The sequence below is a fragment of the Hydrogenophaga crocea genome (assembly GCF_011388215.1).
In the GTDB taxonomy this organism is placed as follows: domain Bacteria; phylum Pseudomonadota; class Gammaproteobacteria; order Burkholderiales; family Burkholderiaceae_C; genus Hydrogenophaga; species Hydrogenophaga crocea.
Genome location: NZ_CP049989.1, coordinates 2,047,380 through 2,070,195 on the forward strand (window position 1 = coordinate 2,047,380; position 22,816 = coordinate 2,070,195).

The 22,816-nt window shown below is 70.3% G+C and carries 22 protein-coding genes; 9 read left to right on the top strand and 13 right to left on the bottom strand.

Features of this window, described 5'->3' with window-relative positions; translation table 11 throughout:
- Positions 1–73: 73 nt before the first annotated feature.
- The 3 genes from efp to G9Q37_RS09725 all read left to right on the top strand — a co-directional run bounded on the left by efp (position 74) and on the right by G9Q37_RS09725 (position 2,488).
- The gene (efp, locus tag G9Q37_RS09715) at positions 74–628 is read left to right on the top strand and encodes an elongation factor P (RefSeq protein WP_166227001.1); all 555 of its coding nucleotides are present in this window, start codon (positions 74–76) and stop codon (positions 626–628) included.
- Between the two features lie 64 nt (positions 629–692).
- Complete coding sequence (locus G9Q37_RS09720; protein WP_166227002.1) at positions 693–1,571, top strand: AEC family transporter; 879 nt, start codon at positions 693–695, stop codon at positions 1,569–1,571.
- Positions 1,572–1,618: 47 nt separating this feature from the next.
- Positions 1,619–2,488 carry an LOG family protein gene (locus G9Q37_RS09725; RefSeq protein WP_166227003.1) on the top strand — a complete coding sequence of 290 codons (870 nt, stop codon included), beginning with the start codon at positions 1,619–1,621 and terminating at the stop codon, positions 2,486–2,488.
- Positions 2,489–2,575: 87 nt separating this feature from the next.
- On the opposite strand, the gene G9Q37_RS09730 is transcribed toward G9Q37_RS09725, so the two are convergent.
- The 3 genes from G9Q37_RS09730 to G9Q37_RS09740 are packed head-to-tail and all read right to left on the bottom strand — an operon-like array spanning position 2,576 to position 8,341.
- Positions 2,576–3,967: an efflux transporter outer membrane subunit gene (locus tag G9Q37_RS09730; protein WP_166227004.1), complete on the bottom strand. Its 1,392-nt coding sequence runs from the start codon at positions 3,965–3,967 to the stop codon at positions 2,576–2,578.
- Entirely contained in the window at positions 3,957–7,115 is a 3,159-nt protein-coding gene (locus G9Q37_RS09735) for an efflux RND transporter permease subunit (RefSeq protein WP_166227005.1), read from the bottom strand. The genes G9Q37_RS09730 and G9Q37_RS09735 overlap by 11 nt, the downstream gene beginning before the upstream one ends.
- A 17-nt stretch (positions 7,116–7,132) precedes the next feature.
- Positions 7,133–8,341 carry an efflux RND transporter periplasmic adaptor subunit gene (locus G9Q37_RS09740; protein WP_166227006.1) on the bottom strand — a complete coding sequence of 403 codons (1,209 nt, stop codon included), beginning with the start codon at positions 8,339–8,341 and terminating at the stop codon, positions 7,133–7,135.
- Positions 8,342–8,450: 109 nt separating this feature from the next.
- On the opposite strand from G9Q37_RS09740, the gene G9Q37_RS09745 reads away from it, so the two are divergent.
- Positions 8,451–9,173, top strand: coding sequence for a TetR family transcriptional regulator (locus G9Q37_RS09745; protein WP_166227007.1), 723 nt, complete (start codon positions 8,451–8,453; stop codon positions 9,171–9,173).
- Here G9Q37_RS09745 and G9Q37_RS09750 read toward each other — a convergent pair.
- The 8 genes from G9Q37_RS09750 to G9Q37_RS09785 all read right to left on the bottom strand — a co-directional run bounded on the left by G9Q37_RS09750 (position 9,074) and on the right by G9Q37_RS09785 (position 16,631).
- Positions 9,074–10,189, bottom strand: a complete 1,116-nt coding sequence (locus tag G9Q37_RS09750) for an MFS transporter (RefSeq protein WP_240936649.1) — start codon at positions 10,187–10,189, stop codon at positions 9,074–9,076. The genes G9Q37_RS09745 and G9Q37_RS09750 overlap by 100 nt on opposite strands.
- Positions 10,190–10,251: 62 nt before the next feature.
- Positions 10,252–11,649: a DNA recombination protein RmuC gene (locus G9Q37_RS09755; RefSeq protein WP_166227009.1), complete on the bottom strand. Its 1,398-nt coding sequence runs from the start codon at positions 11,647–11,649 to the stop codon at positions 10,252–10,254.
- Positions 11,649–12,647, bottom strand: coding sequence for a 2-hydroxyacid dehydrogenase (locus G9Q37_RS09760; RefSeq protein ID WP_166227010.1), 999 nt, complete (start codon positions 12,645–12,647; stop codon positions 11,649–11,651). Before G9Q37_RS09760 ends, G9Q37_RS09755 begins: the two co-directional genes overlap by 1 nt.
- A 26-nt stretch (positions 12,648–12,673) precedes the next feature.
- Positions 12,674–14,077 (bottom strand): sodium:proton antiporter, encoded by a 1,404-nt coding sequence (locus G9Q37_RS09765; protein ID WP_166227011.1) that lies wholly within the window; start codon positions 14,075–14,077, stop codon positions 12,674–12,676.
- A 25-nt stretch (positions 14,078–14,102) separates the two neighbouring features.
- Complete coding sequence (locus tag G9Q37_RS09770) at positions 14,103–14,450, bottom strand: FKBP-type peptidyl-prolyl cis-trans isomerase (RefSeq protein ID WP_166227012.1); 348 nt, start codon at positions 14,448–14,450, stop codon at positions 14,103–14,105.
- 32 nt (positions 14,451–14,482) lie between these two features.
- A complete protein-coding gene (locus G9Q37_RS09775; protein WP_166227013.1) occupies positions 14,483–15,199 on the bottom strand; it encodes a nitroreductase in 717 nt (238 codons plus the stop codon).
- Positions 15,196–15,645: an acyl-CoA thioesterase gene (locus G9Q37_RS09780; RefSeq protein ID WP_166227014.1), complete on the bottom strand. Its 450-nt coding sequence runs from the start codon at positions 15,643–15,645 to the stop codon at positions 15,196–15,198. Before G9Q37_RS09780 ends, G9Q37_RS09775 begins: the two co-directional genes overlap by 4 nt.
- Entirely contained in the window at positions 15,642–16,631 is a 990-nt protein-coding gene (locus G9Q37_RS09785) for a histone deacetylase family protein (RefSeq protein WP_166231148.1), read from the bottom strand. Before G9Q37_RS09785 ends, G9Q37_RS09780 begins: the two co-directional genes overlap by 4 nt.
- A 254-nt stretch (positions 16,632–16,885) precedes the next feature.
- Between G9Q37_RS09785 and G9Q37_RS09790 the strand changes: the two genes are divergently transcribed.
- The 5 genes from G9Q37_RS09790 to G9Q37_RS09810 all read left to right on the top strand — a co-directional run bounded on the left by G9Q37_RS09790 (position 16,886) and on the right by G9Q37_RS09810 (position 21,654).
- The gene (locus G9Q37_RS09790; RefSeq protein ID WP_166227015.1) at positions 16,886–17,428 is read left to right on the top strand and encodes a phasin family protein; all 543 of its coding nucleotides are present in this window, start codon (positions 16,886–16,888) and stop codon (positions 17,426–17,428) included.
- Positions 17,429–17,732: 304 nt separating this feature from the next.
- Positions 17,733–19,064 (top strand): NAD(P)/FAD-dependent oxidoreductase, encoded by a 1,332-nt coding sequence (locus G9Q37_RS09795; protein WP_166227016.1) that lies wholly within the window; start codon positions 17,733–17,735, stop codon positions 19,062–19,064.
- Between the two features lie 58 nt (positions 19,065–19,122).
- Entirely contained in the window at positions 19,123–20,109 is a 987-nt protein-coding gene (locus tag G9Q37_RS09800; protein ID WP_166227017.1) for a chorismate transformation FkbO/Hyg5 family protein, read from the top strand.
- Positions 20,106–20,855 carry a lysophospholipid acyltransferase family protein gene (locus G9Q37_RS09805; RefSeq protein WP_166227018.1) on the top strand — a complete coding sequence of 250 codons (750 nt, stop codon included), beginning with the start codon at positions 20,106–20,108 and terminating at the stop codon, positions 20,853–20,855. The genes G9Q37_RS09800 and G9Q37_RS09805 overlap by 4 nt, the downstream gene beginning before the upstream one ends.
- A gap of 31 nt (positions 20,856–20,886) precedes the next feature.
- On the top strand, positions 20,887–21,654 hold the full coding sequence (locus tag G9Q37_RS09810; protein ID WP_166227019.1) for a glycosyltransferase family 2 protein: 768 nt from the start codon (positions 20,887–20,889) through the stop codon (positions 21,652–21,654).
- On the opposite strand, the gene fabG is transcribed toward G9Q37_RS09810, so the two are convergent.
- Together fabG and G9Q37_RS09820 are read right to left on the bottom strand one after the other, a co-directional pair.
- Entirely contained in the window at positions 21,635–22,354 is a 720-nt protein-coding gene (fabG, locus tag G9Q37_RS09815; RefSeq protein WP_166227020.1) for a 3-oxoacyl-ACP reductase FabG, read from the bottom strand. The genes G9Q37_RS09810 and fabG overlap by 20 nt on opposite strands.
- Positions 22,351–22,815, bottom strand: a complete 465-nt coding sequence (locus G9Q37_RS09820) for a hotdog family protein (RefSeq protein WP_166227021.1) — start codon at positions 22,813–22,815, stop codon at positions 22,351–22,353. Before G9Q37_RS09820 ends, fabG begins: the two co-directional genes overlap by 4 nt.
- Between the last annotated feature and the right edge of the window lies 1 nt (position 22,816).

Sequence of the window (22,816 nt, forward strand, 5' to 3'; positions counted from 1 at the left end):
GCGACAACCGGCCGGGCGCCAGACCCTGGCCCCCTCCGTGCCCGGCCCTCGGGCGCCCCAACCGGAACCCCCTATGAAAATCGCCCAAGAAATCCGCGCCGGCAACGTGATCATGCACGGCAAGGACCCGATGATCGTCCTGCGCACCGAGTACGCCCGTGGCGGCCGTGGCGCGGCCACCGTGCGCATGAAGCTCAAGGGCCTGCTCGGCAACATCGGCACCGAAGTCGTCTTCAAGGCCGACGACAAGATGGACCAGATCATCCTGGAACACAAGGAGTGCACCTACTCCTACTTCGCCGACCCCATGTACGTGTTCATGGACGCCGACTTCAACCAGTACGAGGTGGAAGCCGAGAACATGGGCGACGCCCTGAACTACCTCGAAGACGGCATGGCCGTCGAGGTGGTGTTCTACGAAGGCAAGGCCATCTCGGTCGAGCTGCCCACCAGCCTGGTGCGCGAAATCACCTGGACCGAACCCGCCGTCAAGGGCGACACCTCGGGCAAGGTGCTCAAGCCCGCCAAGATCGCCACCGGCTTCGAAGTGGCCGTGCCGCTGTTCGTCGACCAGGGCGACCGCATCGAAATCGACACCCGCACCGGCGAATACCGCAAGCGCGTCTGACCGCAGGCATCCGTCGAAAGACACGAAGGGCTCCGCAGGGAGCCCTTCTGCATTGCACCCGCCCATGGACCTCATTGCCCGCATCGCCGAGATCATCGTTCCGGTGTTCCTGATCGTGGCCATCGGCTACGGCTACGCCCGGCGCAAGCCCACCGACCTGGTGGTGTTCAACCGCATCGCGCTCGACGTGCTGGCGCCGCTGCTGGTCTACACCGCCCTGGCCTCGCGCGATTTCGATCTCGATGGCCAGGCGCCGCTGCTGGTGGCGGGCACGGTGCTGATCCTGGGTTGCGGCCTGCTGGCCTGGCCGCTGTCGCGCGCCACGGGCGCGCAAGCGCGCACGCTGGTGCCGGTGGTGATGTTCAACAACTGCGGCAACATGGGCCTGCCGCTGGCCTTGCTGGCCTTCGGGCCGGCGCACTTCGGCGCGGCCGTGGCCCTGTTCTCGGTGAGCAACCTGCTGCACTTCTCGATCGGTGCGCGCATCACCAGCCGCGCCGCGCGCACGCGCGACCTGCTCACCAGCCCGCTCATGATCGCCACCGTGCTGGGCTTCTTCAGCGCCTTCACCGAGCTGCGCCCGCCCGCGCTCATCGCCTCGGGCATGAAGCTGCTGGGCGAAGCCTCGCTGCCCCTGCTGCTGTTCGCCCTGGGCGTGCGGCTCACCGGCCTCACGCGGCAGGGGCTCGCGCTGGGCCTGCTGGGCGCGGTCGCCCGGCCGCTCATCGGCCTGGGCCTCGCGATCCCGCTCGCCTGGGCGCTGCAGCTCGAGGGGGCGGCACGCGGCCAGTTGCTGCTGTTCAGCGCGCTGCCCCCCGCCGTCATCCAGTACATGCTGGCCGACCGCTACCAGCAGGAGCCCGAGAAAGTCGCGGCCTCGATCCTGGTCGGCAACGCGCTCGCGGTGGTGTTCGTGCCGCTCGCGCTGGCCCTCGCCTTGTGAACCCCGCTCACGCGGGAAGATCCCCCACACCCAACGGAGTCGTCATCATGGAAGCCAATCAGGACATCACCGAACGCCGCCTGGCCGACGCCTGGGCCGAGCTGCAGGCCCATTCGGACAACGGCCACCCGCTGCAGGCCGACGCCTACCGCCTGGCCTTCGCCGACCCCGAGTTCCTGCTGCGCCGCGAGACCCGCGGCATCCGCTTCCAGCTCGAAATGCTCAAGCCCGACCTCACGCAGCAACAGCTGGGCATCGAGCACACGGTGGTGGTGTTCGGCAGCGCGCGCTTTCGCGAACGCGGCGAGGCCGAGGCCGTGCTGCAGGCCGCCGAAGCCGCGGGCGATGCGCGCGCGATCGCCAAGGCCCAGGCCCTGGTTCGCAACGCCCACTACTACGACCGCGCGCGCGAGTTCGCGCGACTGGTGGCGCGCTACAGCGCGACTTGCCCCAAGCACGAGCAGCTCTACATCTGCACCGGCGGTGGACCGGGCGTGATGGAGGCCGCCAACCGCGGCGCGCACGACGAAGGCGCACTGACCGTGGGCCTGAACATCGCGCTGCCGCACGAGCAGGCGGCCAACCCCTACGTGTCGCCCGAGCTGAGCTTCAAGTTCCACTACTTCGCGCTGCGCAAGATGCACTTCATGATGCGCGCGAAGGCCTTGCTGGCCTTCCCGGGCGGCTTCGGCACCCTCGACGAGCTGTTCGAGGTGATCACGCTGGTGCAGTGCAAGAAGGCCAAGCCCGTGCCCATCGTGCTCTACGGCACCCACTACTGGAAGCGCCTGCTCAACCTCGAGGTGCTGGTGGAAGAAGGCACGATCTCGCCCGAAGACCTCGAGCTGTTCCACTTCGTCGATGACCCCCAGGCGGCCTGGGAGGTCATCGTGAAGTTCTACGGCCTGGCGGCCTGAGCGACCCGATCCGGCGCCGGGCCGCCCCAAGCCGGATCAGCCCCCTCGGGGGGCAGCGACCCGCGCAGCGGCGGAGCGTGGGGGCACTTACTCTTTCCAGCCACCGCCCAGCGCGGCGTAAAGCGCCACGCGGTTCTGCTGCAGCGCCAGCCGCACCTGCGCCTCGGCCTGCTGCGCCGCGAACAGCGAGCGCTGCGCGTCGAGCACGTCGAGGAAGCTGGCCACGCCATTGCGGTAGCGCAGATCGGCCAGGCGCAGGCGCTCGGTCTCGGCCACCACCTGGTCGCGCAGGGCCTGGCGCTGCTCGGCCAGCGTGGCGCGGCCCGCGAGCGCATCGGCCACTTCGCGGAATGCGGTCTGGATCGCCTTTTCGTACTGCGCCACCGCGATGTCGCGCTCGGCCTGCGCCGACTGCAGGCCCGCGCGGTTGCGGCCGGCGTCAAAGATCGGCAGCAGCGCCTGCGGCGCCAGCGTGAAGCCCCAGGAGCCGTCCTTGAACAGGCCCGAGAGCTGGTTGCTCGCCGTGCCCACGCTCGCGGTGAGCGAGATGCGCGGGAAGAAAGCGGCGCGCGCCGCGCCGATGTTGGCGTTGGCCGCGATCAGCGCCTGTTCGGCCTGGCGGATGTCGGCGCGCCGCGTGAGCAGGTCCGAGGGCAGGCCCGCGGGCGCGTCGGCCAGCACCGCGCTGTCGGCGTCCACCACCTGCAGCAGCTCGGCCGGCACGGGCTCGCCCACCAGCAGGTTCAGCGCGTTCGCATCGAGCGCGCGGGCGCGCTGCTGCTGCGCGTAGGCCGCGCGCGCGGTGGCCGCGAGCGATTCGGCCTGGCGCAGATCGAGCGCCGAGGTGGCGCCGTTGTCGAAGCGCAGCCGGGTCAGGCGCAGCGAGTCCTCGCGCGTGGCCAGCGTGTCGCGCGTGATGGACAGCAGCGACTCGTTGGCCTGCAGGCTCAGCCAGCTGCTGGCCACGGCCGAGATCAGGCTGGTCTGCGCGGCATTGCGCGCCTGCTCGCTCGCCAGGTACTGCGCCAGCGCGGCTTCCTTGAGCGCACCGAGGCGGCCGAAGAAATCGATCTCCCAGGCGCTGGTGGCCAGGCCCACGCTGTAGGTGCTCTGGATGCCGCCGTTGCCGTTGGGCTGGCGGTTGCCCGTGGCCGCGGCGTTGATGGTCGGGTACTGGTTGGCGCGCGCGATCTGGTACTGCGCGCGCACGCGCTCGATGTTGAGCGTGGCCACGCGCAGGTCGCGGTTGTTGGCCAGCGCGCGCTCGATCAGCGTGCGCAGCTGGGGGTTCTGCACGAAGTCGCGCCACGCGGTGTCGGCCGCGCTGCGCGCGCCCGGCGACTCGGGCGTCTGCGCCGAGGCCGGGAAGGCCGAAGGCACCGGCGCCGCGGGGCGTTCGTAGGTGGGGATCATCGAGCAGCCGGCCAGCACCAGGGCCGCCACCAGCGGGCTCAGGCGGACGGTGAAATCACGATTCATCGCTGTAGGCTCCATGCGCACGGGCGCTTTCGAGGTCGCGCTGGTGCTGGCGTTCGCTGCCTTTGAACAGGCGCCGCACCACGGCAAAGAACAGGGGCACGAAGATCACCGCGAGGATGGTGCCGGTGATCATGCCGCCGATCACGCCGGTGCCGATCGCGCGCTGGCTCGCCGAGCCCGCGCCCGAGGCGATGGCCAGCGGCACCACGCCCAGCGTAAAGGCCATCGAGGTCATGATGATGGGACGGAAGCGCAGCTTGGCCGCCGCGAGCGCGGCCTCGATCGCGCTCTTGCCCTGGGCCTGCACGTCCTTGGCGAACTCGATGATCAGGATGGCGTTCTTGGCCGACAGGCCGATGATCGTGATCAGGCCCACCTGGAAGTACACGTCGTTCTGGTAGCCGCGCAGCAACGTGGCCAGCAGCACGCCCACCACGCCCAGCGGCACCACCAGGATCACCGACAGCGGGATGGTCCAGCTCTCGTACAGCGCGGCCAGGCACAGGAACACCGCGAGGATGGCGAAGCCATAGAGCACGATGGCCTGCGAGCCCGCGAGCTTTTCCTCGCGCGAGGTGCCGGTCCATTCGAAGCCGATGCCCTGCGGCAGTTGCGCCGCAATGCGCTCCATCTCGGCCATGGCGGCGCCCGTGCTCTGGCCCGGGGCCGCGCTGCCGCTGATGCGCATGGTGGGGTAGCCGTTGTAGCGCACGGTCTGCATCGGGCCCGTGACCCACTTGGTCGACGCGAACGCCGACAGCGGCACGGCCTGGCCCTGGCTGTTCACCACGTTGAGGCGCAGCAGGTCGGCCGGTTGCATGCGCGCCGCGGCATCGGCCTGCACCACCACGCGCTGCAGGCGGCCCGCGTTGGGGAAGTCGTTCACGTAGGTCGAGCCGAGCGCGGTGCCGATGGCGCTGCTGATGGCCTCGAAGCCCACGCCCAGCGCCTGCGCGCGGTCGCGGTCGATCTCGAGCTGCAGCTGCGGCGCGTCTTCGAGGCCGTCGGGGCGCACCTGGGTGAGCACCGGGCTCTGCGACGCGGCCTGCAGCAGCTGGCCACGCGCCTTGAGCAGCGCCTCGCGGCCCAGGCCCGCACGGTCCTGCAGGCGGAAGCTGAAGCCCGAAGACGCACCGAGTTCGGGAATGGGCGGCGGGCTCAGCGGGAAGATGAAGGCGTCGCGAATGCCCATGAGCGCACCGAAGGTGCGGCCCGCGATGGCCTCGGCCGAGCTGCCGGGCGCGTGGCGCTCGGCCCAGTCCTTGAGCGTGACGAAGGCGAGCGCGGCGTTCTGGCCCTGGCCCGAGAAGCTGAAGCCCAGCACGCTCACCATGCTTTGCACCTCGGGCTGCTTGAGCACGAAGTCTTCCACCTGCTGCATCACGGCCAGGGTGCGCTCCTGCGTCGCGCCCGGGGGCAGCTGCACGTTCACGAGCATGGTGCCCTGGTCTTCGTTGGGCAGGAACGAGGTGGGCAGGCTGCGGTACACCCAGGCCGCCGCGGCGCCGATCGCCAGGTAGACGATGAGCATGCGGCCGGCGCGCGGCAGCAGCTTGCCCACCAGGCTGGTGTAGCCGTTGGTGGTGCGCGCGAAGCCGCGGTTGAACCAGCCGAAGAAGCCCTTCTTCTCGACGTGGTGGCCCTTGGGAATGGGCTTGAGCAGCGTGGCGCACAGCGCGGGCGTGAGCGACAGCGCCATGAAGGCCGAGAACGCGATGGACACGCCCATGACGGCCGCGAACTGGCGGTAGATGTTGCCCACCGAGCCGCTGAAGAAGGCCAGCGGCACGAACACCGAGATCAGCACCACGGTCACGCCGATGATGGCGCCCGAGATCTGGCCCATGGCCTTGCGCGTGGCCTGCAGCGGCGGCAGGCCCTCTTCGCTCATGATGCGTTCCACGTTCTCCACCACCACGATGGCGTCGTCCACCACGATGCCGATCACCAGCACCATGCCGAACATGGTGAGCACGTTGATCGAGAAGCCCATGGCCAGCAGCGTGGCGAAGGTGCCCAGCAGTGCCACCGGCACCACGATGGTGGGAATGACCGTGTAGCGGAAGTTCTGCAGGAACAGGAACATCACCAGGAACACCAGCGCCACGGCCTCGAGCAGGGTCTGAGCGACCTGCTGGATGGAGATCTTCACGAAGCGCGAGCTGTCGTAGGGAATGGCCCAGCTCATGCCCTCGGGGAAGAAGCGCTCGAGTTCGTTGAGCTTGGCGCGCACCGCGTTGGCCGTGGCCAGCGCATTGCCGCTGGCCGAGAGCTGCACGCCGATGCCGGTGGAGGGCTTGCCATTCAGGCGCGCCGAGGTGGCGTAGGCCTGGGCACCGAGCTCGATGCGCGCCACGTCTTTGAGGCGCACGGTGGCGCCGTTGGGGTTGGAGCGCAGCACGATATTGCCGAAGGCCTCGACCGAGCTGAGCTGGCCGCTCACCACCACCGTGGCCGAGATGCCCTGCCCCGCGAGGTTGGGCAGCGCGCCGATTTCACCGGCCGAGACCTGTGCGTTCTGCGCGCGGATCGCGGCGGTCACGTCCGCCGCGCTCATGTTGTAGCCGAGCAGCTTGGCCGGGTCGATCCAGATGCGCATGGCGCGCTCGGTGCCGAACAGCTGCGCCTGGCCCACGCCGGGCACGCGCTGCAGTTCGGGCAGCACACTGCGCGTGGCGTAGTCGCCCAGCGCCACCGGGTCCCACTTGGGGTCGTCGCTGGTGAGGATGGTGAAGAGCAGGAAGTTGTTGCGCGCCTGGTCCACGCGCACGCCCTGCTGGGTCACCGCAGCGGGCAGGCGCGGCGAGGCGCGCGAGAGGCGGTTCTGCACGTCCACCTGCGCGAGCGCGGGGTTGGTGCCGGGCTGGAAGCTCAGCGTGATCGAGCCGGTGCCGTTGGCCTGGGCCACCGACTCCATGTAGATCAGGCCGGGCGAGCCGTTCATTTCCTGCTCGATGATGGACAGCACCGAGTCCTCGAGCGTCTGGGCCGACGCGCCGGGGTAGGTGGCGTTGATCGAGATGGATGGCGGCGCCACCGGCGGGTACTGCGCGATGGGCAACTGCGTGATCGAGACCGCGCCCATCACCGTGATGAACAGCGCGATCACCCACGCGAAGATGGGTCGGTCGATGAAGAACTTGGCCATGGGTCAACCGTCCTGGTTCAGCTCGTCTTCTGCGCCGGCTGCGCGGCCGCGGGCGCGGCGCCGGGGCGCTGCCAGGGCACGGGCTTCACGGGCGCGCCGGGCCGCATCTTCTGGAAGCCGTCGACCACCACCTGCTCGCCGGCCTTGAGGCCGTCGAGCACCACCCACTGCGCGTTCTGCTCGCCACCGAGCTTCACGTTGCGCGGCGCCACCTTGCCTTCGGCGTCGACCACCATCACCGTGTCGCCCTGCGCGGTGCGCGTCACGGCCTGCTGCGGCAGCAGCACGGCATTGCTCGCGGTGGCCTGCTCCAGCCGCACGCGCACGTACAGGCCGGGCAGCAGCTGGCCGTCGGGATTGGGGATTTCGGCGCGCAGCGCGACCTGGCCGGTGGTGCTGTCGACGGTGAGATCGGAGAACAGCAGCTTGCCCTCGCGGCCATAGGTGCTGCCGTCTTCGAGTACCACGCGCACCTTGGCGCTGTCGCGGCTGGCGCCCTTGAGCTGGCCGGCCTCGAAGGCGCGCCGCAGCCGGTAGACCTCGCCCACCGACTGCGTGAAGTTCACGTACATGGGGTTGATCTGCTGGATCACCGCGAGCTGCGTGGCCTCGCCCTGCCCCACGAGCGCGCCCTCGGTCACGAGCGCGCGGCCGATGCGGCCCGCGATCGGCGCGGTCACGTCGGCGTAGCCCAGATTGATCTGCGCGGTGCGCACCGCGGCGCGGCCCGCGGCCACGTCGGCCTCGGCCTGCTTCTGCGCGGCCAGCGCATTGGCGTATTCCTGCTGGCTGATGGCGTTCTCTTTCACCAGCGGCGCGTAACGCTCGGCCAGGGCCTTGGCCTGGCCCAGGTTGGCCTCGGCGCGCGCGAGCGTGGCCTGCGCGCTCTGCAGCGTGGCCTGGTAGGGCGCGGGGTCGATGCGGAACAGGCGCTGGCCGGCTTTCACATCGCTGCCTTCGCGGAACAGCCGCTCCTGCAGGATGCCCGCGGCGCGGGCGCGCACCTGCGCCACGCGCGAGGCCTCGAGCCGGCCGGGCAGTTCGTTGACCAGACCGATGTCGCCGGGCTGCACGGTGACCACACCCACCTCGGGCGGCGGCATGCCACCCCCGGGTGCCTGGGCGGGGGCCTGCGATTTGCCGCAGGCGGCCAGGGCGGCCACGATGGCCAGGGCAACAAGGGTGCGGGCCGCGCGCGGGCGCGGCAGTGACGTCGACGATGGCATGGGAGAGACCTCGGGGTTCGGGTGGCTTCGAACGAAGGCGACGAGTATACATACACGTATGTATGTATAGTTACGGCCCTGTAATCCCTCGCTCACGAAAAGCCCATTCATGGTCCGCCGCACCAAGACCGAAGCCCTGGAAACCAGAAGCCGGCTGCTCGACGCCGCCGAGCGCCTGTTCCAGGCCAAGGGCGTGTCCAGCACCACCCTCGCCGACATCGCGACCGCGGCCGGCGCCACGCGCGGCGCGGTCTATCACCACTTCCGCGACAAGGCCGACCTGTTCAACGCCATGATGGAGCGTGTGACCATGCCCATGGAGTCCTCGCTCGCCGAGGTCGGTCGCACGGCGGCGGCGCAGGCGGATCCGCTGCAATCCTTGCGCGATTCCATGACACACGCATTGCGCCAGACCGCCACCGACGAGCGCACGCGCCGCGTGTTCGAGGTGGCCACGCACAAGGTGGAATACACCGACGAGATGCAGGCCGTGCGCGAGCGCCACCTGCGGGTGCGCAACGCCTGCGTGGCCGAGATGCGCACCACGCTGCAAGCGGCCGCTCGGCGCGAGGGCGTCGAGTTGCCCATTCCCGTGGCGGCGGCGGCGCTGGGCCTGCACAACCTGATCGACGGCCTGATCCAGAACTGGATGCTCGACCCACAGGCCTTCGACCTCGTGCAACGCGGCCGCCAGACCTTCGACACCTTCCTCGCGGGCCTGGGCTTCGGCCCTCAGAAGCGCGTGCGCTCGGGCCGCGCCGCGGGCGCGCGCAGGCGCCAGGCCACGGGCGAGGCCGAGCCCACGGCCGCGCCCACGGCCCAGAACACGTAGGCCACGCCCACCGCCGCGCCCGCGGTGCCGAACAGCAGCGGCATGGCCACGCTCGAGCCGTTGATGGCCATGGCGCGCAGGCCCAGCGCCTCGCCGTGGCGGTGCGTGGGCGTCATCTGGTGCAGCATGCTCATGATCATGGGCTGCACCGAACCCAGGGCAAAGCCCAGCAGCACCGACAGCGCGGCCATGCCCCAGGCCACGTGCACCAGCGGGTAGGCCGCGAACAGCAGCGCGGTGGCGGCCATGGCGCCGCCGATGACGGCCGATTCGCGCAGCCGCTCGGCGAGCCAGGGCATGAGCAGGCGGATCGCGGTGGCCGCGAGCGCGAAGCCACCGAGGATGGCGCCGATGGTGGTGGCGCTCAGGCCGCGCTCGTGGCCCAGCACGGGCACCAGGAAGGTGTGCACGTCCCAGCACGAGGACAGCATCCAGTTGATCAGCATGAGCCGGCGGAAGTCGGCGTTGCGCAACAGGTCCCAGGACGAGCGCTTGCCGCCCTCGCTGGCGGGGCGCAGCTCGGCCGGCAGCTCTTGCGTGCGCCGCACCAGCCACCAGGCCAGCCAGGGCAGCAGCGCGAGCGCGAGGTAGGCCCAGCGAAAGCCCGCGAAGTCAATGAACAGGCCGGCGGTGAGCGGGCCCAGGAAGTTGGAGATCGAGGGGCCGACCGCCATCCAGCTGAACACCTGGCGCAGCTCGGTGGCGTCGTGCGCGAGCCGGCCCACGTGGCGCTGCAGCGCGATCATGGCCATGCCGCTGGCCGCGCCGCAGGCGGTGGCCGACAGGCACAGCACCCAGAACGTGGGCCAGACCACGGCCAGCAGGCCGCCCAGGCTGGCCACGGTCACGGCCACGCGCACCGGGCGCTGCAGGCCGTGCCGGTCGGCGAAGCGGCCCGCGGGCAGCGCCAGGAACACCGGCGCGAGCGCGAACAGCGCGAGCAGGATGCCCACGAACAAGGGGCTGTGGCCTTCGCGCAGCGCCATCAGCGGCGCGGCCATGCGAAAGCCCGTCATGCAACCGTGCACGCAGATCTGCGAGGCGATCAGCCGCGCCAGATCGACACGTAGGCGCGGGTTCAAGGGGCGTCCCGGTCGGCGGGGTCGGTGTCGAGCGGCAGCAGCGCGCTGCTGCGCTCCTGCGGCAGGGCCTCGACGGTCTTGAGCGCGCGGCCCATGGCGCGGCTGCGCACCTCGGCCTGCTCGAGCGTGTTGAGCACGGTCTGCGTCTGTCCCTTGACCTTGGCCAGCACGTCGCCGAACTTGCCGAACTCGGTCTTGACCGCGCCCAGCACCTGCCAGACCTCGCTGCTGCGCTTTTCCAGCGCCAGCGTGCGAAAGCCCATCTGCAGCGAGTTGAGCATGGCCATGAGCGTGGTGGGCCCGGCCAGCGTGACACGGTGCTCGCGCTGCAGCAGCTCCATCAGGCCCGGGCGGCGCAGCACCTCGGCGTACAGGCCTTCGGTGGGCAGGAACAGGATCGCGAAATCGGTGGTGTGCGGCGGCTCGAGGTATTTCTCGGCCATGCTCTTGGCCTCGAGGCGGATGCGCTGCTCGAGCGCCTTGGCCGCGAGCTCCACGCCTTCGACGTCGGCGCGCTGCTGCGCGTCGAGCAGGCGCTCGTAGTCTTCGTTGGGAAACTTGGCGTCGATGGGCAGCCAGCACGGCGCGCCGTCTTCGCCACGGCCGGGCAGGCGCACCGCGAAGTCGACCGGGTTGCGCGTGCCCGGGCGCGTGACCACCTGGGTCGCGTACTGGTCGGGCGCGAACACCTGCTCGAGCAAAGCCCCGAGCTGGGCCTCGCCGAACATGCCGCGCGTCTTGACGTTGGTGAGCAGGTGCTTGAGGTCGCCCACGCCCTGCGCGAGCGTCTGCATCTCGCCCAGGCCCTTGTGCACCTGCTCGAGCCGGTCGGCCACCTGCTTGAAGCTCTCGCCCAGGCGCGCCTGCAGCGTGCTCTGCAACTTCTCGTCGACCACGGCGCGCATCTCGTCGAGCTTGGCCGCGTTGCCCTGCTGCAGCTGCGCGAGCTGGGCGTCGAGCGTGGTGCGGATCTCGGCCAGGCGGCGCGCGTTGGCCTCGCTCATGTCCTGCAGCTGGCGCGTGAGCGTGTCGCCGAGCGCGCCGCGCAGCTGCACGAGCTGCTGCGCGAAGGCATCGAGCTGGGCGTTCTGCGTGCGCGTGGTCTCGGCCGATTGCGCGGTGATCGAGGCCTGGAAGCGGCTCAGGCCTTCAAGCTGCTCCTGGCGCGCGTTGCGCGCGTTGTCGGTCACCTCGCGCCGCAGCTCGCCTTCCACGTGGTCCACGCGCTGGGCGATCTGCTGCAGCTGCGCGAGCACCGCCTGGCGGTGCGCGAGTTCGTCGGCCATGGGGAGGGGTTCGGGCCCGGGCGCGGGCTTGCGCAGCGCCAGCACGAGCTGCAGCCCCACGCCCGCCAGCGCGAGCACCAGCAGCGCGACGAGCAAGGCGGTGTCCATCAGGCGCGCGCCCCCTTGCCGATGATCTCGGCATTGAGCGGCGTGCGCGGCTGACCCTTCACGAGGTAGTCGATCAGGTTGTCGGCCGCGAGCATGGCCATGGCGCGGCGCGTCTGGATGGTGGCGCTCGCGATGTGCGGCGTGAGCACCACGTTGGGCACGGTGAGCAGATCGGGGTGCACCCGGGGCTCGCCCTCGAACACGTCGAGGCCGGCCGCGGCGATGCGGCGTTCCTTCAGGGCCTGCGCAAGTGCCGCGTCGTCGACGATGCCGCCGCGCGCGATGTTGATCAGCGTGGCCGTGGGCTTCATCTGCGCGATCTCGGCCGCACCGATGGCGTGGTGGCTGCTCGCGCTGTAGGGCAGCACCAGGATGAGGTGATCGGCCTCGCGCAGCAGCGTGGCCTTGTCCACGTAGGTGGCCTTGCACGCGGCCTCGGTGGCGGCGTCCAGGCGCGAGCGGTTGTGGTAGATCACCTTCATGCCGAAGCCCAGCGCGCCGCGGCGCGCGATGGCCTGGCCGATGCGGCCCATGCCCAGGATGCCCAGGGTGCTGCCGTGCACTTCGGCGCCCGCGAACATGTCGAGCGCCCAGCGGTTCCACTGGCCCGCGCGCAGGAAGTGTTCGCTCTCGGTGAGGCGGCGCGCCGTGGCCATGAGCAGCGCAAAGCCGAAGTCGGCCGTGGTCTCGGTGAGCACGTCGGGCGTGTTGGTGGCCACCACGCCGGCGGCGCTCAGCGCGGGCACGTCGAAGTTGTTGTAGCCCACCGCGATGTTGGCCACGATGCGCAGCGCGGGGCAGGCCGCGGCCACCGCGCCGTCGATGCGCTCGCTGCCCGTGGTCATGGCGCCCACCTTGCCCTGCAGCCGTTCGATGAGCTGGTCCGGCGTGAGCACGCCATCGGTGTCGTTGTGGTCGACCTCGAAATGCGGTCGCAGATGTTCCACCACGTCGGGGAAGATCTTGCGGCTCACGAGGATGGCGGGCTTGGCGGCCATGCGGATGTCTCCTTGTTGGGGTTGTGTCAGACGAACCAGATCCAGGTCATGAGCGCGAACAGCGGCACCAGGATGCCCACCGACCAGGCCATGTAGCCGAAGAAGCTGGGCATCTTCACGCCGCGGTCTTCGGCGATCGCCTTGACCATGAGGTTGGGGGCGTTGCCGATGTAGGTGTTGGCGCCCATGAACACCGCGCCCGCCGAGATCGCGATCAGCGTGGGCGCGAGCGCGTTCATGAGCACCTGCGGATCACCGCCCGCGGTGTTGAAGAACACCAGGTAGGTGGGCGCGTTGTCGAGGAACGAGCTCAGCGCGCCCGTGGCCCAGAAGTACATGGCGTTGTTGGGCGAGCCGTCGGGCAGCGTCACCGCGCGGATCACCGCGGCGAAGGGGCCGTCCACACCGGCCTTGAGCATGGCGATCACCGGGATGATGGTGAGGAAGATGGCGGCGAACAGCTTGGCCACTTCCTGCATGGGCGCCCAGTTGAACTGGTTGTTCTCGTGTGCGCTCGCGGGCGTGAGGCGCAGCGACAGCAGGGTCACGATGATCAGGCCGACGTCGCGCACGATGCCGGGCAGGCCCACCTCGGTGCCCGCGATGTTGAACGCCACCGGCGACTTCCAGAGGCCGCTCATGAGCACCAGCGCCACCACCACGCCGAGCAGCGCGAAGTTCACGCCGCCCTCGAAGCCCAGGCGCGGCGTGTCGGGCGTGGGATCGACCGGGCGGATCTCTTCGCGCCGGTGGTAGTACCACCAGTCGATCGCGTAGAACAGCGCGAGCAGCACGCCGATCAGGAAGCCGGTCTTGGCCCACATGTGGACCACGGTCCAGAAGAAGTCGACGCCCTTGAGGAAACCCAGGAACAGCGGCGGATCGCCCAGCGGCGTGAGCGCGCCGCCGGCGTTGGACACGATGAAGATGAAGAACACCACCACGTGCACCTGGTGGCGGCGGTTGTCGTTGGCGCGGATCAGCGGGCGGATCAGCAGCATGGAGGCACCCGTGGTGCCCATGAAGCTCGCGAGCACCGCGCCGATCGCGAGGATGGCGGTGTTCAGGCCGGGGCTGCCGTGCAGGTTGCCGCGCACGTAGATGCCGCCGGCCACCGTGAACAGCGCGGTGAGCAGGATGATGAACGGGATGTACTCGGCCAGCGCCGCGTGCACCACGGCCGCGCCGGTGGCGCCGGCGCCGAAGGTGGCCGCGAAGGGCAGCAGGAAGGCCAGCGCCCAGGCCGCCGACACCTTGCCGAAGTGGTGGTGCCAGAACACCGGCGCCACCAGCGGCATGAGCGCGATCGACAGCAGCACGCCCGCAAAAGGCAGGCCCCACCAGGCCGAGAGCTGGCTGCCGTCGAGATCGGCAGCAAAAGCCAGGCCGGGCAGCAAGGCCCCGGCCAGCAGGGCCATTGCCCTGGGCATCCCGTGTGTCATCGGCAACTCCGGATCAGACGGCCAGCAGGTCGACTTCGAACAGCAGCGTGGCATTGGGCGGGATCACACCGCCCGCGCCACGCGCGCCGTAACCGAGTTCGGCCGGGATCACGAGGCGGCGCGTGCCGCCCACCTTCATGCCCTGCACGCCTTCGTCCCAGCCCTTGATGACATGGCCCATGCCCAGCGGGAATTCGAAGGGCTGGCCGCGGTCCTTGCTCGAATCGAACTTGCGGCCGGCCACGCCGTCCTGGTAGAGCCAGCCGGTGTAGTGCACCTGCACGGGGCGTCCGGCGCGGGCTTCGTCGCCCTGGCCGACCACGGTGTCTTCGTATTGCAGGCCGCTGGGGGTGGTGATCATCGGGAGTCTCCTGTGATGTGGATGAGTGAGGTTCAGCCGAGCCACTGCGTGAACGCAGACACGGGCTCGCGCGGGGTGTGAAAGCCGTTGACCGGCGCGTCGGGATCGGCATAGCCCAGGGCCATGCCGCAGACCAGCATTTCGTCGGGGCCGGCGCCGATCAGGGGCAGGATGATCTTGGCAAAGCCGTTCCAGGCCGCCTGCGGGCAGGTGTGCAGGCCCTGGCCGCGCGCGGCCACCATGATGTTCTGCAGGAACATGCCGTAGTCGACCAGCGAGCCGCGGCCCATGGCGCGGTCGAGCGTGAACATCAGGCCCACGGGCGCGTCGAACAGGCGGAAGTTGCGCTGGTGCTGCGCGTGCATCTTGTCCTTCTCGCCCTTCTGGATGCCCAGCAGGCCGTACAGCCCCCAGCCGTTCTCGCGCCGGCGGTCGATGTAGGGGCTGATCCACTTCTCGGGGTAGTAGTCGTATTCCTCGCGGTACTCGGCGGCCAGCGCCGGGTTGGCGTAGATGGCGTCGTGCGCGGCCACCACCTTGTTCACCAGCTCGTCGCGCACCGCGTTCTGCAGCACGTAGACCTTCCAGGGCTGGGTGTTGGTGCCCGAGGGCGCGCGGCGCGCCACGTCGAGGATGTGTTCGATGGTCTCGCGCGGCACCGGCGTGGGCAGGAAGGCGCGCGCCGACATGCGCGTGGTGATGGCGGCGTCCACGCTCGCGGGGTCGATCACGGTCTCGGCCAGGTTCATCGCAGGGTCTCCAGGGTGTGTTTGAGGGCGGCCGGCAGGGGCACGGGCCGGCGCGTCTCCCGGTCCACGTACACGTGCACGAAGTGACCGTGGGCGGCCGTGGTCTCGGCGCCGTCGGCGAACAGGCCGACTTCGTAGCGCACACTGGAACTGCCCAGGTGCGCCACGCGCACGCCGGCCCACACGGTTTGCGGGAAGGCCAGCGGTGCGAAGTAATGGCACTGCGTCTCCACGACCAGGCCGATGACGCCGCCGGTGTGGATGTCGAGCGCACCGGCTTCGATCAGGTGCGCGTTGACGGCGGTGTCGAACCAACTGTAGTAGACGACGTTGTTGACGTGCCCGTAGACGTCGTTGTCGGCCCAGCGCGTGGAGATGGCGCGGAACGCGCGGAAGTCGCTGCGGGGCCGCGGGGTCGGGCGAGGGGCCGGGGCGTTCGCGGTCATGGGCGGGCATTGTGCCAGCGCATGCCGGCGGGGGTTGTCGCCGACCGCACCGCTTGCGCCTGCCAGCGCCGCTCGTGCTCGAGCGCGACGCGGTAGGTGTTGACCTGCACCTGCACCGTGGCCTCCAGGTCGTGGCCGTAACCGCCGCCCATGGCGAACACCAGCGGCAGGCCGCGCCGCGCGGCCCAGCCCATCACGCGACGGTCGCGCGCCTCCAGGCCGTCGAAACTCAGCTTGAGGCGGCCGAGCCGGTCGCCTTCGTGCGGATCGGCCCCCGCGAGGTACAGCACCAGGCCGGGCTCGAAGCGCCGTTCGAGCTCGTCGAGCGCGAGGTCGAGCGCGTGCAGGTACTCGTCGTCGCGCGCGCCGTCGGGCAGCTCCACGTCGAGGTCGCTGGGCTCCTTGCGGAACGGGAAATTCTTGGCGCCGTGCAGCGAGAGCGTGAACACGCTGGCGTCGTTGGCGAAGATGCGTGCCGTGCCATTGCCCTGGTGCACGTCGAGGTCCACGATGGCCACCTGCAGCGGCGCACGCGGGCCGTGGCGCCGCAGGTGTTCGGCCTGCATCAGGCGCGCGGCCACCGCGAAATCGTTGAACACGCAGAAGCCGCCGCCCTTGTCGGCATAGGCGTGGTGCGTGCCGCCCGCGAGGTTGGCCGCCAACCCGCCGCCCTGCGCCATCACGCGCCGCGCGGCCTGCAGGGTCGCGCCCACCGAACGTCGCGCGCGCTCGGCCATCGCCGGGCTCCAGGGAAAGCCGATCTCGCGTTGCAGCGCCGGGGCCAGCGTGCCGTGCGCGATCGCGTCGATGTAGGCCGGCGTGTGCACCAGGGCCAGCTCGCCGTCGGAGGCCGGCAGGGCCTCGTGAAGGGCCACCTCGGGCAGCTCGGTCGCCAGCCGCTCGCGCAGCCGGGCGTACTTGGCCATGGGGAAGCGGTGCCCGCTGGGCAGGGGCAACACGAAATGGTCGGCGTAGAAGGCGTGCACGGTGGGGCTGTCGCAGGGCGCGCGCATTGTGGCCGGGCCCCGATGCCGCAGCCCGGGCCCGGGATTTAGAACCGCACCCCTAAAATGTTGCAGCGCAACAAAAACCGCTTGCACACGGCCGACCGGTCCCTATAATTCGAGCCATGTTGCAGCGCAGCATAAACGGACGGGAGGGACGCTTGGATCCACAAGCACCAGCGTCCACGCCGCAACCGTGAGTGCCCTCTTCCATCCACCTCTCAAGGAGTACCGACATGCTGACCGCCGAACAACTCATCGCCGCCCAGAAAGCCCAATTCGACACGCTCTTCGGCCTGACCCAGAAGGCGTTCGAAGGCGTCGAGAAGCTCGTTGAACTGAACATCCAGGCCACCAAGGCCGCGCTGTCCGAGTCCGCCAACAACACCCAGGCCCTGCTGAGCGTCAAGGACGCCCAGGAACTGCTGAGCCTGCAGGCCAGCATGGTGCAGCCCATGGCCGAGAAGTCGGTGGCCTACAGCCGCCACCTCTACGACATCGCCTCGGGCACCGGCGCCGAATTCAGCAAGGCCGCCGAAGCCACCGCCGCCGACGCGCAGAAGAAGTTCATGGCCGTGGTCGACAACGCCTCCAAGAACGCGCCCGCCGGCTCGGAAAGCGCCGTCGCCGTGATGAAGAGCGCCGTGTCCGCCGCCAACAACGCCATCGAATCCGTGCAGAAGGCGGTCAAGCAAGCGACCGAAATGGCCGAAGCCAACTTCAACACCGTCACGGCCACCGCCGTCAACGCCACCAAGACCGCCGCCAAGAAGCGCTGAAAAGCGCGCCTTCGGCGCCGCTGATCGCAGGACTTGACTTCCGGTCGGTTGCCCACAATTGAGTGCAGGCAGTCGACCGTAAGCTCTTTCGCAAGGTCTGCTGCCCCGGTTTTTTTCTGGTTGTCTCCTCGGGTCCCTTTCGAAATTCGATTTCATCGGACCCTTCGAAGCCCCCACCCTGCGGTGGGGGCCTTTTTTTGTGCCTGGCGCCCGGGGTATTGCCCCTGGCGGGCTTCTAAAATCCCCGCTCCCCTGGCCGGCTGGGTCGTCCGACCCACCGGCGCAGGGCAGCCCGTGAGACGCCATGCACCCTGCCGACCCCGCGATTCGGACCTGCGACGTACTGGTGATTGGCGGCGGACCGGCCGGCTCGACCGCGTCGACGCTGCTCGCCCGCCAAGGCCACCAGGTGGTCCTGATCGACAAGGACCACCACCCCCGTTTCCACATTGGCGAGTCGCTGCTGCCCGCCAACATGCCCCTGCTCGATGAACTCGGCGTGGGCGAAGCGGTGCGCGCGATCGGCATGCTCAAGCCGGGCGCCGAGTTCGTCTCGCCGCAGCACAGCCACACCCAGACCTATTACTTCGCCGACGCCTGGGACAAGTCCATGCCCACGGCCTACCAGGTCAAGCGCGCCGACTTCGACCACCTGCTGCTGCGCAACGCGCAGGCCCAAGGCGTGGAGGTGCACGAAGGCACGCGCGCGACCGAGCTCGCCTGGTCCGGCGACCGCCAGCGGCTCGAAACCGTCACCAGCGTCGACGCGCAGGGACTGCGCACCGAATGGCGGCCGCGCTTCGTGCTCGATTGCACCGGGCGCGACACCCTGCTCGCGGGCCAGTTGCAGGCCAAGCAGAAGAACCCCGACCACAACAGCGCGGCGATCTACGCCCACTTCCGCGGCGCGCGCCGGCTCAGCGGCCACGACGAGGGCAACATCACCGTGTTCTGGTTCGACCACGGCTGGTTCTGGTTCATCCCGCTGAGTGACGGCGCGACCAGCGTGGGCATGGTCACCTGGCCGTACCACATGAAGACGCGCGGCGAGCGCGGCCTGCAGCAGTTCCTGCTCGACAACATCGCCACTTGCCCCGGGCTGTCCGAGCGGCTGCGTGACGCCGAGATGGTCACGCCCGCCGAGGCCACGGGCAACTACTCGTACACATCGCGCCTGAGCCACGGCGAGGGCTTTCTGCTGCTGGGCGACGCCTACGCCTTCATCGACCCGGTGTTCTCCTCGGGCGTGTGGCTGGCCATGAGCAGTGCGCAGGTGGGCGCACGCACGGTGGACACCTGCCTGCGCGAGCCCGGCAAGGCGCCGGCCGCGCTGCGCGCCTTCGACCGCCACATGCGCCACGGCCCGCGCGCGTTCTCGTGGTTCATCTACCGCATGACCAACCCGACCATGCGCGGCTTCTTCATGTACCCGCGCAACCCCCTGCGCATGAAAGAGGCCCTGTTGTCGGTGCTCGCGGGCGACCTGTTCGGACGCACGCCCATCGGGCCGTCGCTGCTGGCGTTCAAGAGCCTGTACTTCGCCGTCAACCTGGGCAACCCACTGCGCAGCTGGCGCGCCTGGCGGCAGCGCAAACGCAACATCCGCCCCGGCAGCGCACTGCCCACGGGCTCATGAGGGAACGGCGCACGCGAGCCCGCGCCCACGCCGTGGCATGTCCCCCGGAGCGAAGCCGGTGAGCGGGCTTCACCTGCTGGCCAACGCCCTGCCCGCCGACCCGCGCCACGCACTCGGCGGCGCCGCCGTGCGGGGCGCGCCGGGCGCGCCGGCCTGGCCCGAACAGCGCCTGCACATGGCCCCGGCTGCCGCCGACACCGCCTGGCGCGAGACCTGGTGCGCGGACGATGCCGTGAACGAAGGCCGCGAGCCGGGCCTGCATTGGCGCGCCACGCCCGATCTGCTGTTCGGCCTGATCGAGCTCGACGAGCAACCCGGTCCGGGCCGCGGCGAACGCCTGCGCGCGCTCAGCGAACAGGCCTATGGCCGCCTGTTCGCCCTGCTGCAGGCGCAAGGCATGCCGCACCTGTGGCGGGTCTGGAACTACCTGGCCGAGATCAACCGCGACGACGACGGCCTGGAGCGCTACCGCTGGTTCAACCAGGGCCGCCACGACGCCTACCGCGCTGCGGGCGCGGCCACCGAACACCTGGTGCCCGCGGCCAGCGCGCTGGGCTGCACGGGCGGACCGCTGTCCATCGCCTTCATGGCGGGCCGCGCGGCGCCCTGCCCGATCGAGAACCCGCGCCAGATCAGCGCCTTCCACTACCCGGCGCAATACGGCCCGCGCCCGCCGGTGTTCGCGCGCGCCGCCCTGGCCTGGCACGGCTCGCGCGAGCTGTTGTTCATCTCGGGCACGGCCAGCATCGTGGGCCACGAAAGCGTGCATCCGGGCGACGTGACCGCCCAGTGCGAGGAGACGGCGCGCAACATCCACGCCGTGCTAGGCGCGGCGCGCCGCCACAGCCGCTGCGGCGGCGTCGGGCCCGACAGCCTGGTGCACCGCGCCTACGTGCGCCACGCCGCGCACATGGATGCGGTGCGCGGTGCACTGCAACGCCACCTGGGCGGCGCCCGCCTCACGCTGCTGCAGGCCGATGTGTGCCGCACCGAATTGCTGGTCGAGGTCGAATCGCTGGCCATCGCACCGGTGGCGGGCGCATGAAGATCCTGCACGCGCTGCGCGAGCACCTGGCCATGGTCACGGGCCTGGGCCTGCTCGCCCTGCTCTGCCTGAGCTGGTTCCCGCTGGCCATGGTGCTGTACCGCGTGCTGCCGCGGCGCTGGGGCCAACCGCTGGGGCGGCGCGTGGCCACCCTCACGTTCCGCTTCTACCTGTTCGCGCTCGAGCGCCTGTGCGGCTGCCGCTTCGACCTCAGCGCGCTCGAGCAACTGCCGCGCGAGGGCCCGATGATCATCGTGGCCAACCACCCGAGCCTGCTCGACGCGGTGCTGCTGATCTCGCGCCTGCCCGATGCGGTCTGCATCATGAAGGCCGGCCTGATGGACAACCCCATGTTCGGCGCGGCGGCCCGGCTCGCGCGCTACATCCGCAACGACAACCTGCTCAACGTGGTGCTGCGCTGCCGCCGCGTGCTCAACGAAGGCGGCCAGGTGGTGCTGTTCCCGGAAGGCACGCGCACCACGCGCTGGCCGGTGAACCCGCTGCTGCCCTCGATCGGCCTGCTCGCGCAGCGCACGCGCGCCACGGTGCAGACGGTGCTGATCGAGTTCTCCTCGCCCTACCTCGGGAAACAATGGCCGCTGTGGCGCCGCCCCTCGCTGCCGCTGGTGGTGCGGGTGCGCCTGGGCCGGCGTTTCGAGCCGCCCGACGACGCGTGCGGTTTCAATCAGGCACTGCAGCAACATTTCGACGACGAATTGCGGGCCGGACCGCACACCGCCGCGTGACATGCTCCGCCCCATGCCCCAGACGCCCGCAATGCCCCACACGTCCCGCACCCACCTCGTCCTGATCCCCAGCTACAACCCCGGCGAGCTGCTCGCCGTCACGGTGCGCGCGGCGCGCGCGCAATGGGCGCCCGTGTGGGTGGTGGTCGACGGCAGCACCGACCACTCCACCGCCGCCGTGCAGGCCATGGCCGAACAAGACCCGCAGCTGCGCGTGATCGTGCTGCCGCACAACCAGGGCAAGGGCGCGGCAGTGCTCGCGGGCCTGCAGGCCGCGGCCGCCGAAGGCTTCACGCATGCGCTCACCATGGACGCCGACGGCCAGCACCCGGCCGAACTCATCCCCACGTTCATGGCCACCTCCGCGGCCGCACCCGAGGCCATGGTGCTGGGCAAGCCGGTGTTCGGCCCCGAAGCGCCCGCGCTGCGCGTGCAGGGCCGGCGCGTGTCCAACGCCTGGGCCAACCTGGAAACCCTGGGCATGGGCGTGGGCGATTCGCTCTACGGCTTTCGCGTGTACCCGATCGCGGCGCTGGTGCGCGTGATGCGGGGCACGCGCTTCATGCGCCGCTTCGATTTCGACCCCGAGGCCGTGGTGCGGCTGTGCTGGGCCGGCGTGCGGCCCATCAACGTGGACGCGCCGGTGCGCTACCTGCAGCCCGACGAGGGCGGTGTGTCGCACTTCAAATACCTGCGCGACAACGCCCTGCTCAGTTGGATGCACACCCGCCTGTTCACGGGCTTCGTGCTGAGGTTGCCGCTGCTGCTGGCGCGCCGGCTCAGGCCATCGCGCCGTTGATGCCGATCACCTGGCCGCTGATGTAGCCCGCCGCGTCGCTGGCCAGGAAGGCCACGAGCGCGGCCACCTCGTCGGCGCGGCCCGCGCGCTGCATGGGCACGAGCTGCTTGATGGCGTTGGCGTCGAAGGCCTCGGTGGCCATGCCCGTGTCCACGATGCCCGGCGCCACCGCGTTCACCGTGATGCCGCGCGAAGCCACTTCGAGCGCGAGCGAGCGCCCCGCCGCGTGCAGCGCGGCCTTGGCCGCCGCGTAGTTGGCCTGGCCGCGGTTGCCCATCACGCCCGAGACCGAGCTGATGTTGATCACGCGGCCCCAGCGCGTGCGGATCATGGGCAGCAGCAGCGGCTGCGTGACGTTGAAGAAGCCATTGAGCGAGACGTCGATCACGCGGTCCCATTGCTCGCCGCGCATGCCGGCGAGCACCGCGTCGTCGTGGATGCCCGCGTTGTTCACCAGCACCTGCACCGGGCCGGCCTCGACCACCGCGGCCAGCGCCTGCGCGCAGGCCTCGCGGTCGGTGACGTCGAAGCGCAGGGCCTCGGCGCTGCCGCCGGCGTCGCGCAGGCGCTGCGCGAGCGCCTCGGCGCGTTCCAGGCCCTGGTTGGCGTGGATCAGCACATGAAAGCCGTCTTGCGCCAGGCGCTGCGCGATGGCCGCGCCCAGGCCGCCGCTGCCGCCCGTGACCAGCGCGCGCTTCATGCCGCCCCCCCGGTCGCGGCCGCGGCATCGAGCACCGCGGCCGCGCGGCCGTCGGCCAGGGCGCCGCGCGCGCCCTCGACGCGGAACTGGTAGAGCACGCTGCCGCCGTCGCCCGACAGGCGTTCGGCGCGGATGCGCAGCGGCGCGTCGGCGGCCTCGATCGTGTCGCGGTGCAACTGCACGCCACGCACGCTCGCGAGGTAGCCGGCCTTGGGCGCGTCGTCACGGCCCGCGAGCAGCGTGCCGTGCACCGCCATGGCCTGGGCCGCGTACTCCACCGCGTGCACGGCCGACAGCGCGCCTTCGTGGCGCAGCGGGTGGGTGTCGCCGGGGTCGGGCCAGGCTTCGCACTCGATGGCCGACGCGGACCAGTGCAGCACGCGGTCGAGCAGGCACATGCGGCCCTGGTGGGGAATGCGGCGCGCGATCGCGTCGCGCTCGAGGGTGGCGTCAGGGCTCATG

Excerpts from the sequence above, each read along its gene's own strand:
- efp (WP_166227001.1), top strand. The coding sequence starts at position 74 with ATGAAAATCGCCCAAGAAATCCGCGCCGGCAACGTGATCATGCACGGC.
- G9Q37_RS09720 (WP_166227002.1), top strand. The coding sequence starts at position 693 with ATGGACCTCATTGCCCGCATCGCCGAGATCATCGTTCCGGTGTTCCTG.
- G9Q37_RS09725 (WP_166227003.1), top strand. The coding sequence starts at position 1,619 with ATGGAAGCCAATCAGGACATCACCGAACGCCGCCTGGCCGACGCCTGG.
- G9Q37_RS09730 (WP_166227004.1), bottom strand. The coding sequence starts at position 3,967 with ATGAATCGTGATTTCACCGTCCGCCTGAGCCCGCTGGTGGCGGCCCTG.
- G9Q37_RS09735 (WP_166227005.1), bottom strand. The coding sequence starts at position 7,115 with ATGGCCAAGTTCTTCATCGACCGACCCATCTTCGCGTGGGTGATCGCG.
- G9Q37_RS09740 (WP_166227006.1), bottom strand. The coding sequence starts at position 8,341 with ATGCCATCGTCGACGTCACTGCCGCGCCCGCGCGCGGCCCGCACCCTT.
- G9Q37_RS09745 (WP_166227007.1), top strand. The coding sequence starts at position 8,451 with ATGGTCCGCCGCACCAAGACCGAAGCCCTGGAAACCAGAAGCCGGCTG.
- G9Q37_RS09750 (WP_240936649.1), bottom strand. The coding sequence starts at position 10,189 with ATGACGGGCTTTCGCATGGCCGCGCCGCTGATGGCGCTGCGCGAAGGC.
- G9Q37_RS09755 (WP_166227009.1), bottom strand. The coding sequence starts at position 11,649 with ATGGACACCGCCTTGCTCGTCGCGCTGCTGGTGCTCGCGCTGGCGGGC.
- G9Q37_RS09760 (WP_166227010.1), bottom strand. The coding sequence starts at position 12,647 with ATGGCCGCCAAGCCCGCCATCCTCGTGAGCCGCAAGATCTTCCCCGAC.
- G9Q37_RS09765 (WP_166227011.1), bottom strand. The coding sequence starts at position 14,077 with ATGCCCAGGGCAATGGCCCTGCTGGCCGGGGCCTTGCTGCCCGGCCTG.
- G9Q37_RS09770 (WP_166227012.1), bottom strand. The coding sequence starts at position 14,450 with ATGATCACCACCCCCAGCGGCCTGCAATACGAAGACACCGTGGTCGGC.
- G9Q37_RS09775 (WP_166227013.1), bottom strand. The coding sequence starts at position 15,199 with ATGAACCTGGCCGAGACCGTGATCGACCCCGCGAGCGTGGACGCCGCC.
- G9Q37_RS09780 (WP_166227014.1), bottom strand. The coding sequence starts at position 15,645 with ATGACCGCGAACGCCCCGGCCCCTCGCCCGACCCCGCGGCCCCGCAGC.
- G9Q37_RS09790 (WP_166227015.1), top strand. The coding sequence starts at position 16,886 with ATGCTGACCGCCGAACAACTCATCGCCGCCCAGAAAGCCCAATTCGAC.
- G9Q37_RS09795 (WP_166227016.1), top strand. The coding sequence starts at position 17,733 with ATGCACCCTGCCGACCCCGCGATTCGGACCTGCGACGTACTGGTGATT.
- G9Q37_RS09805 (WP_166227018.1), top strand. The coding sequence starts at position 20,106 with ATGAAGATCCTGCACGCGCTGCGCGAGCACCTGGCCATGGTCACGGGC.
- G9Q37_RS09810 (WP_166227019.1), top strand. The coding sequence starts at position 20,887 with ATGCCCCACACGTCCCGCACCCACCTCGTCCTGATCCCCAGCTACAAC.
- fabG (WP_166227020.1), bottom strand. The coding sequence starts at position 22,354 with ATGAAGCGCGCGCTGGTCACGGGCGGCAGCGGCGGCCTGGGCGCGGCC.
- G9Q37_RS09820 (WP_166227021.1), bottom strand. The coding sequence starts at position 22,815 with ATGAGCCCTGACGCCACCCTCGAGCGCGACGCGATCGCGCGCCGCATT.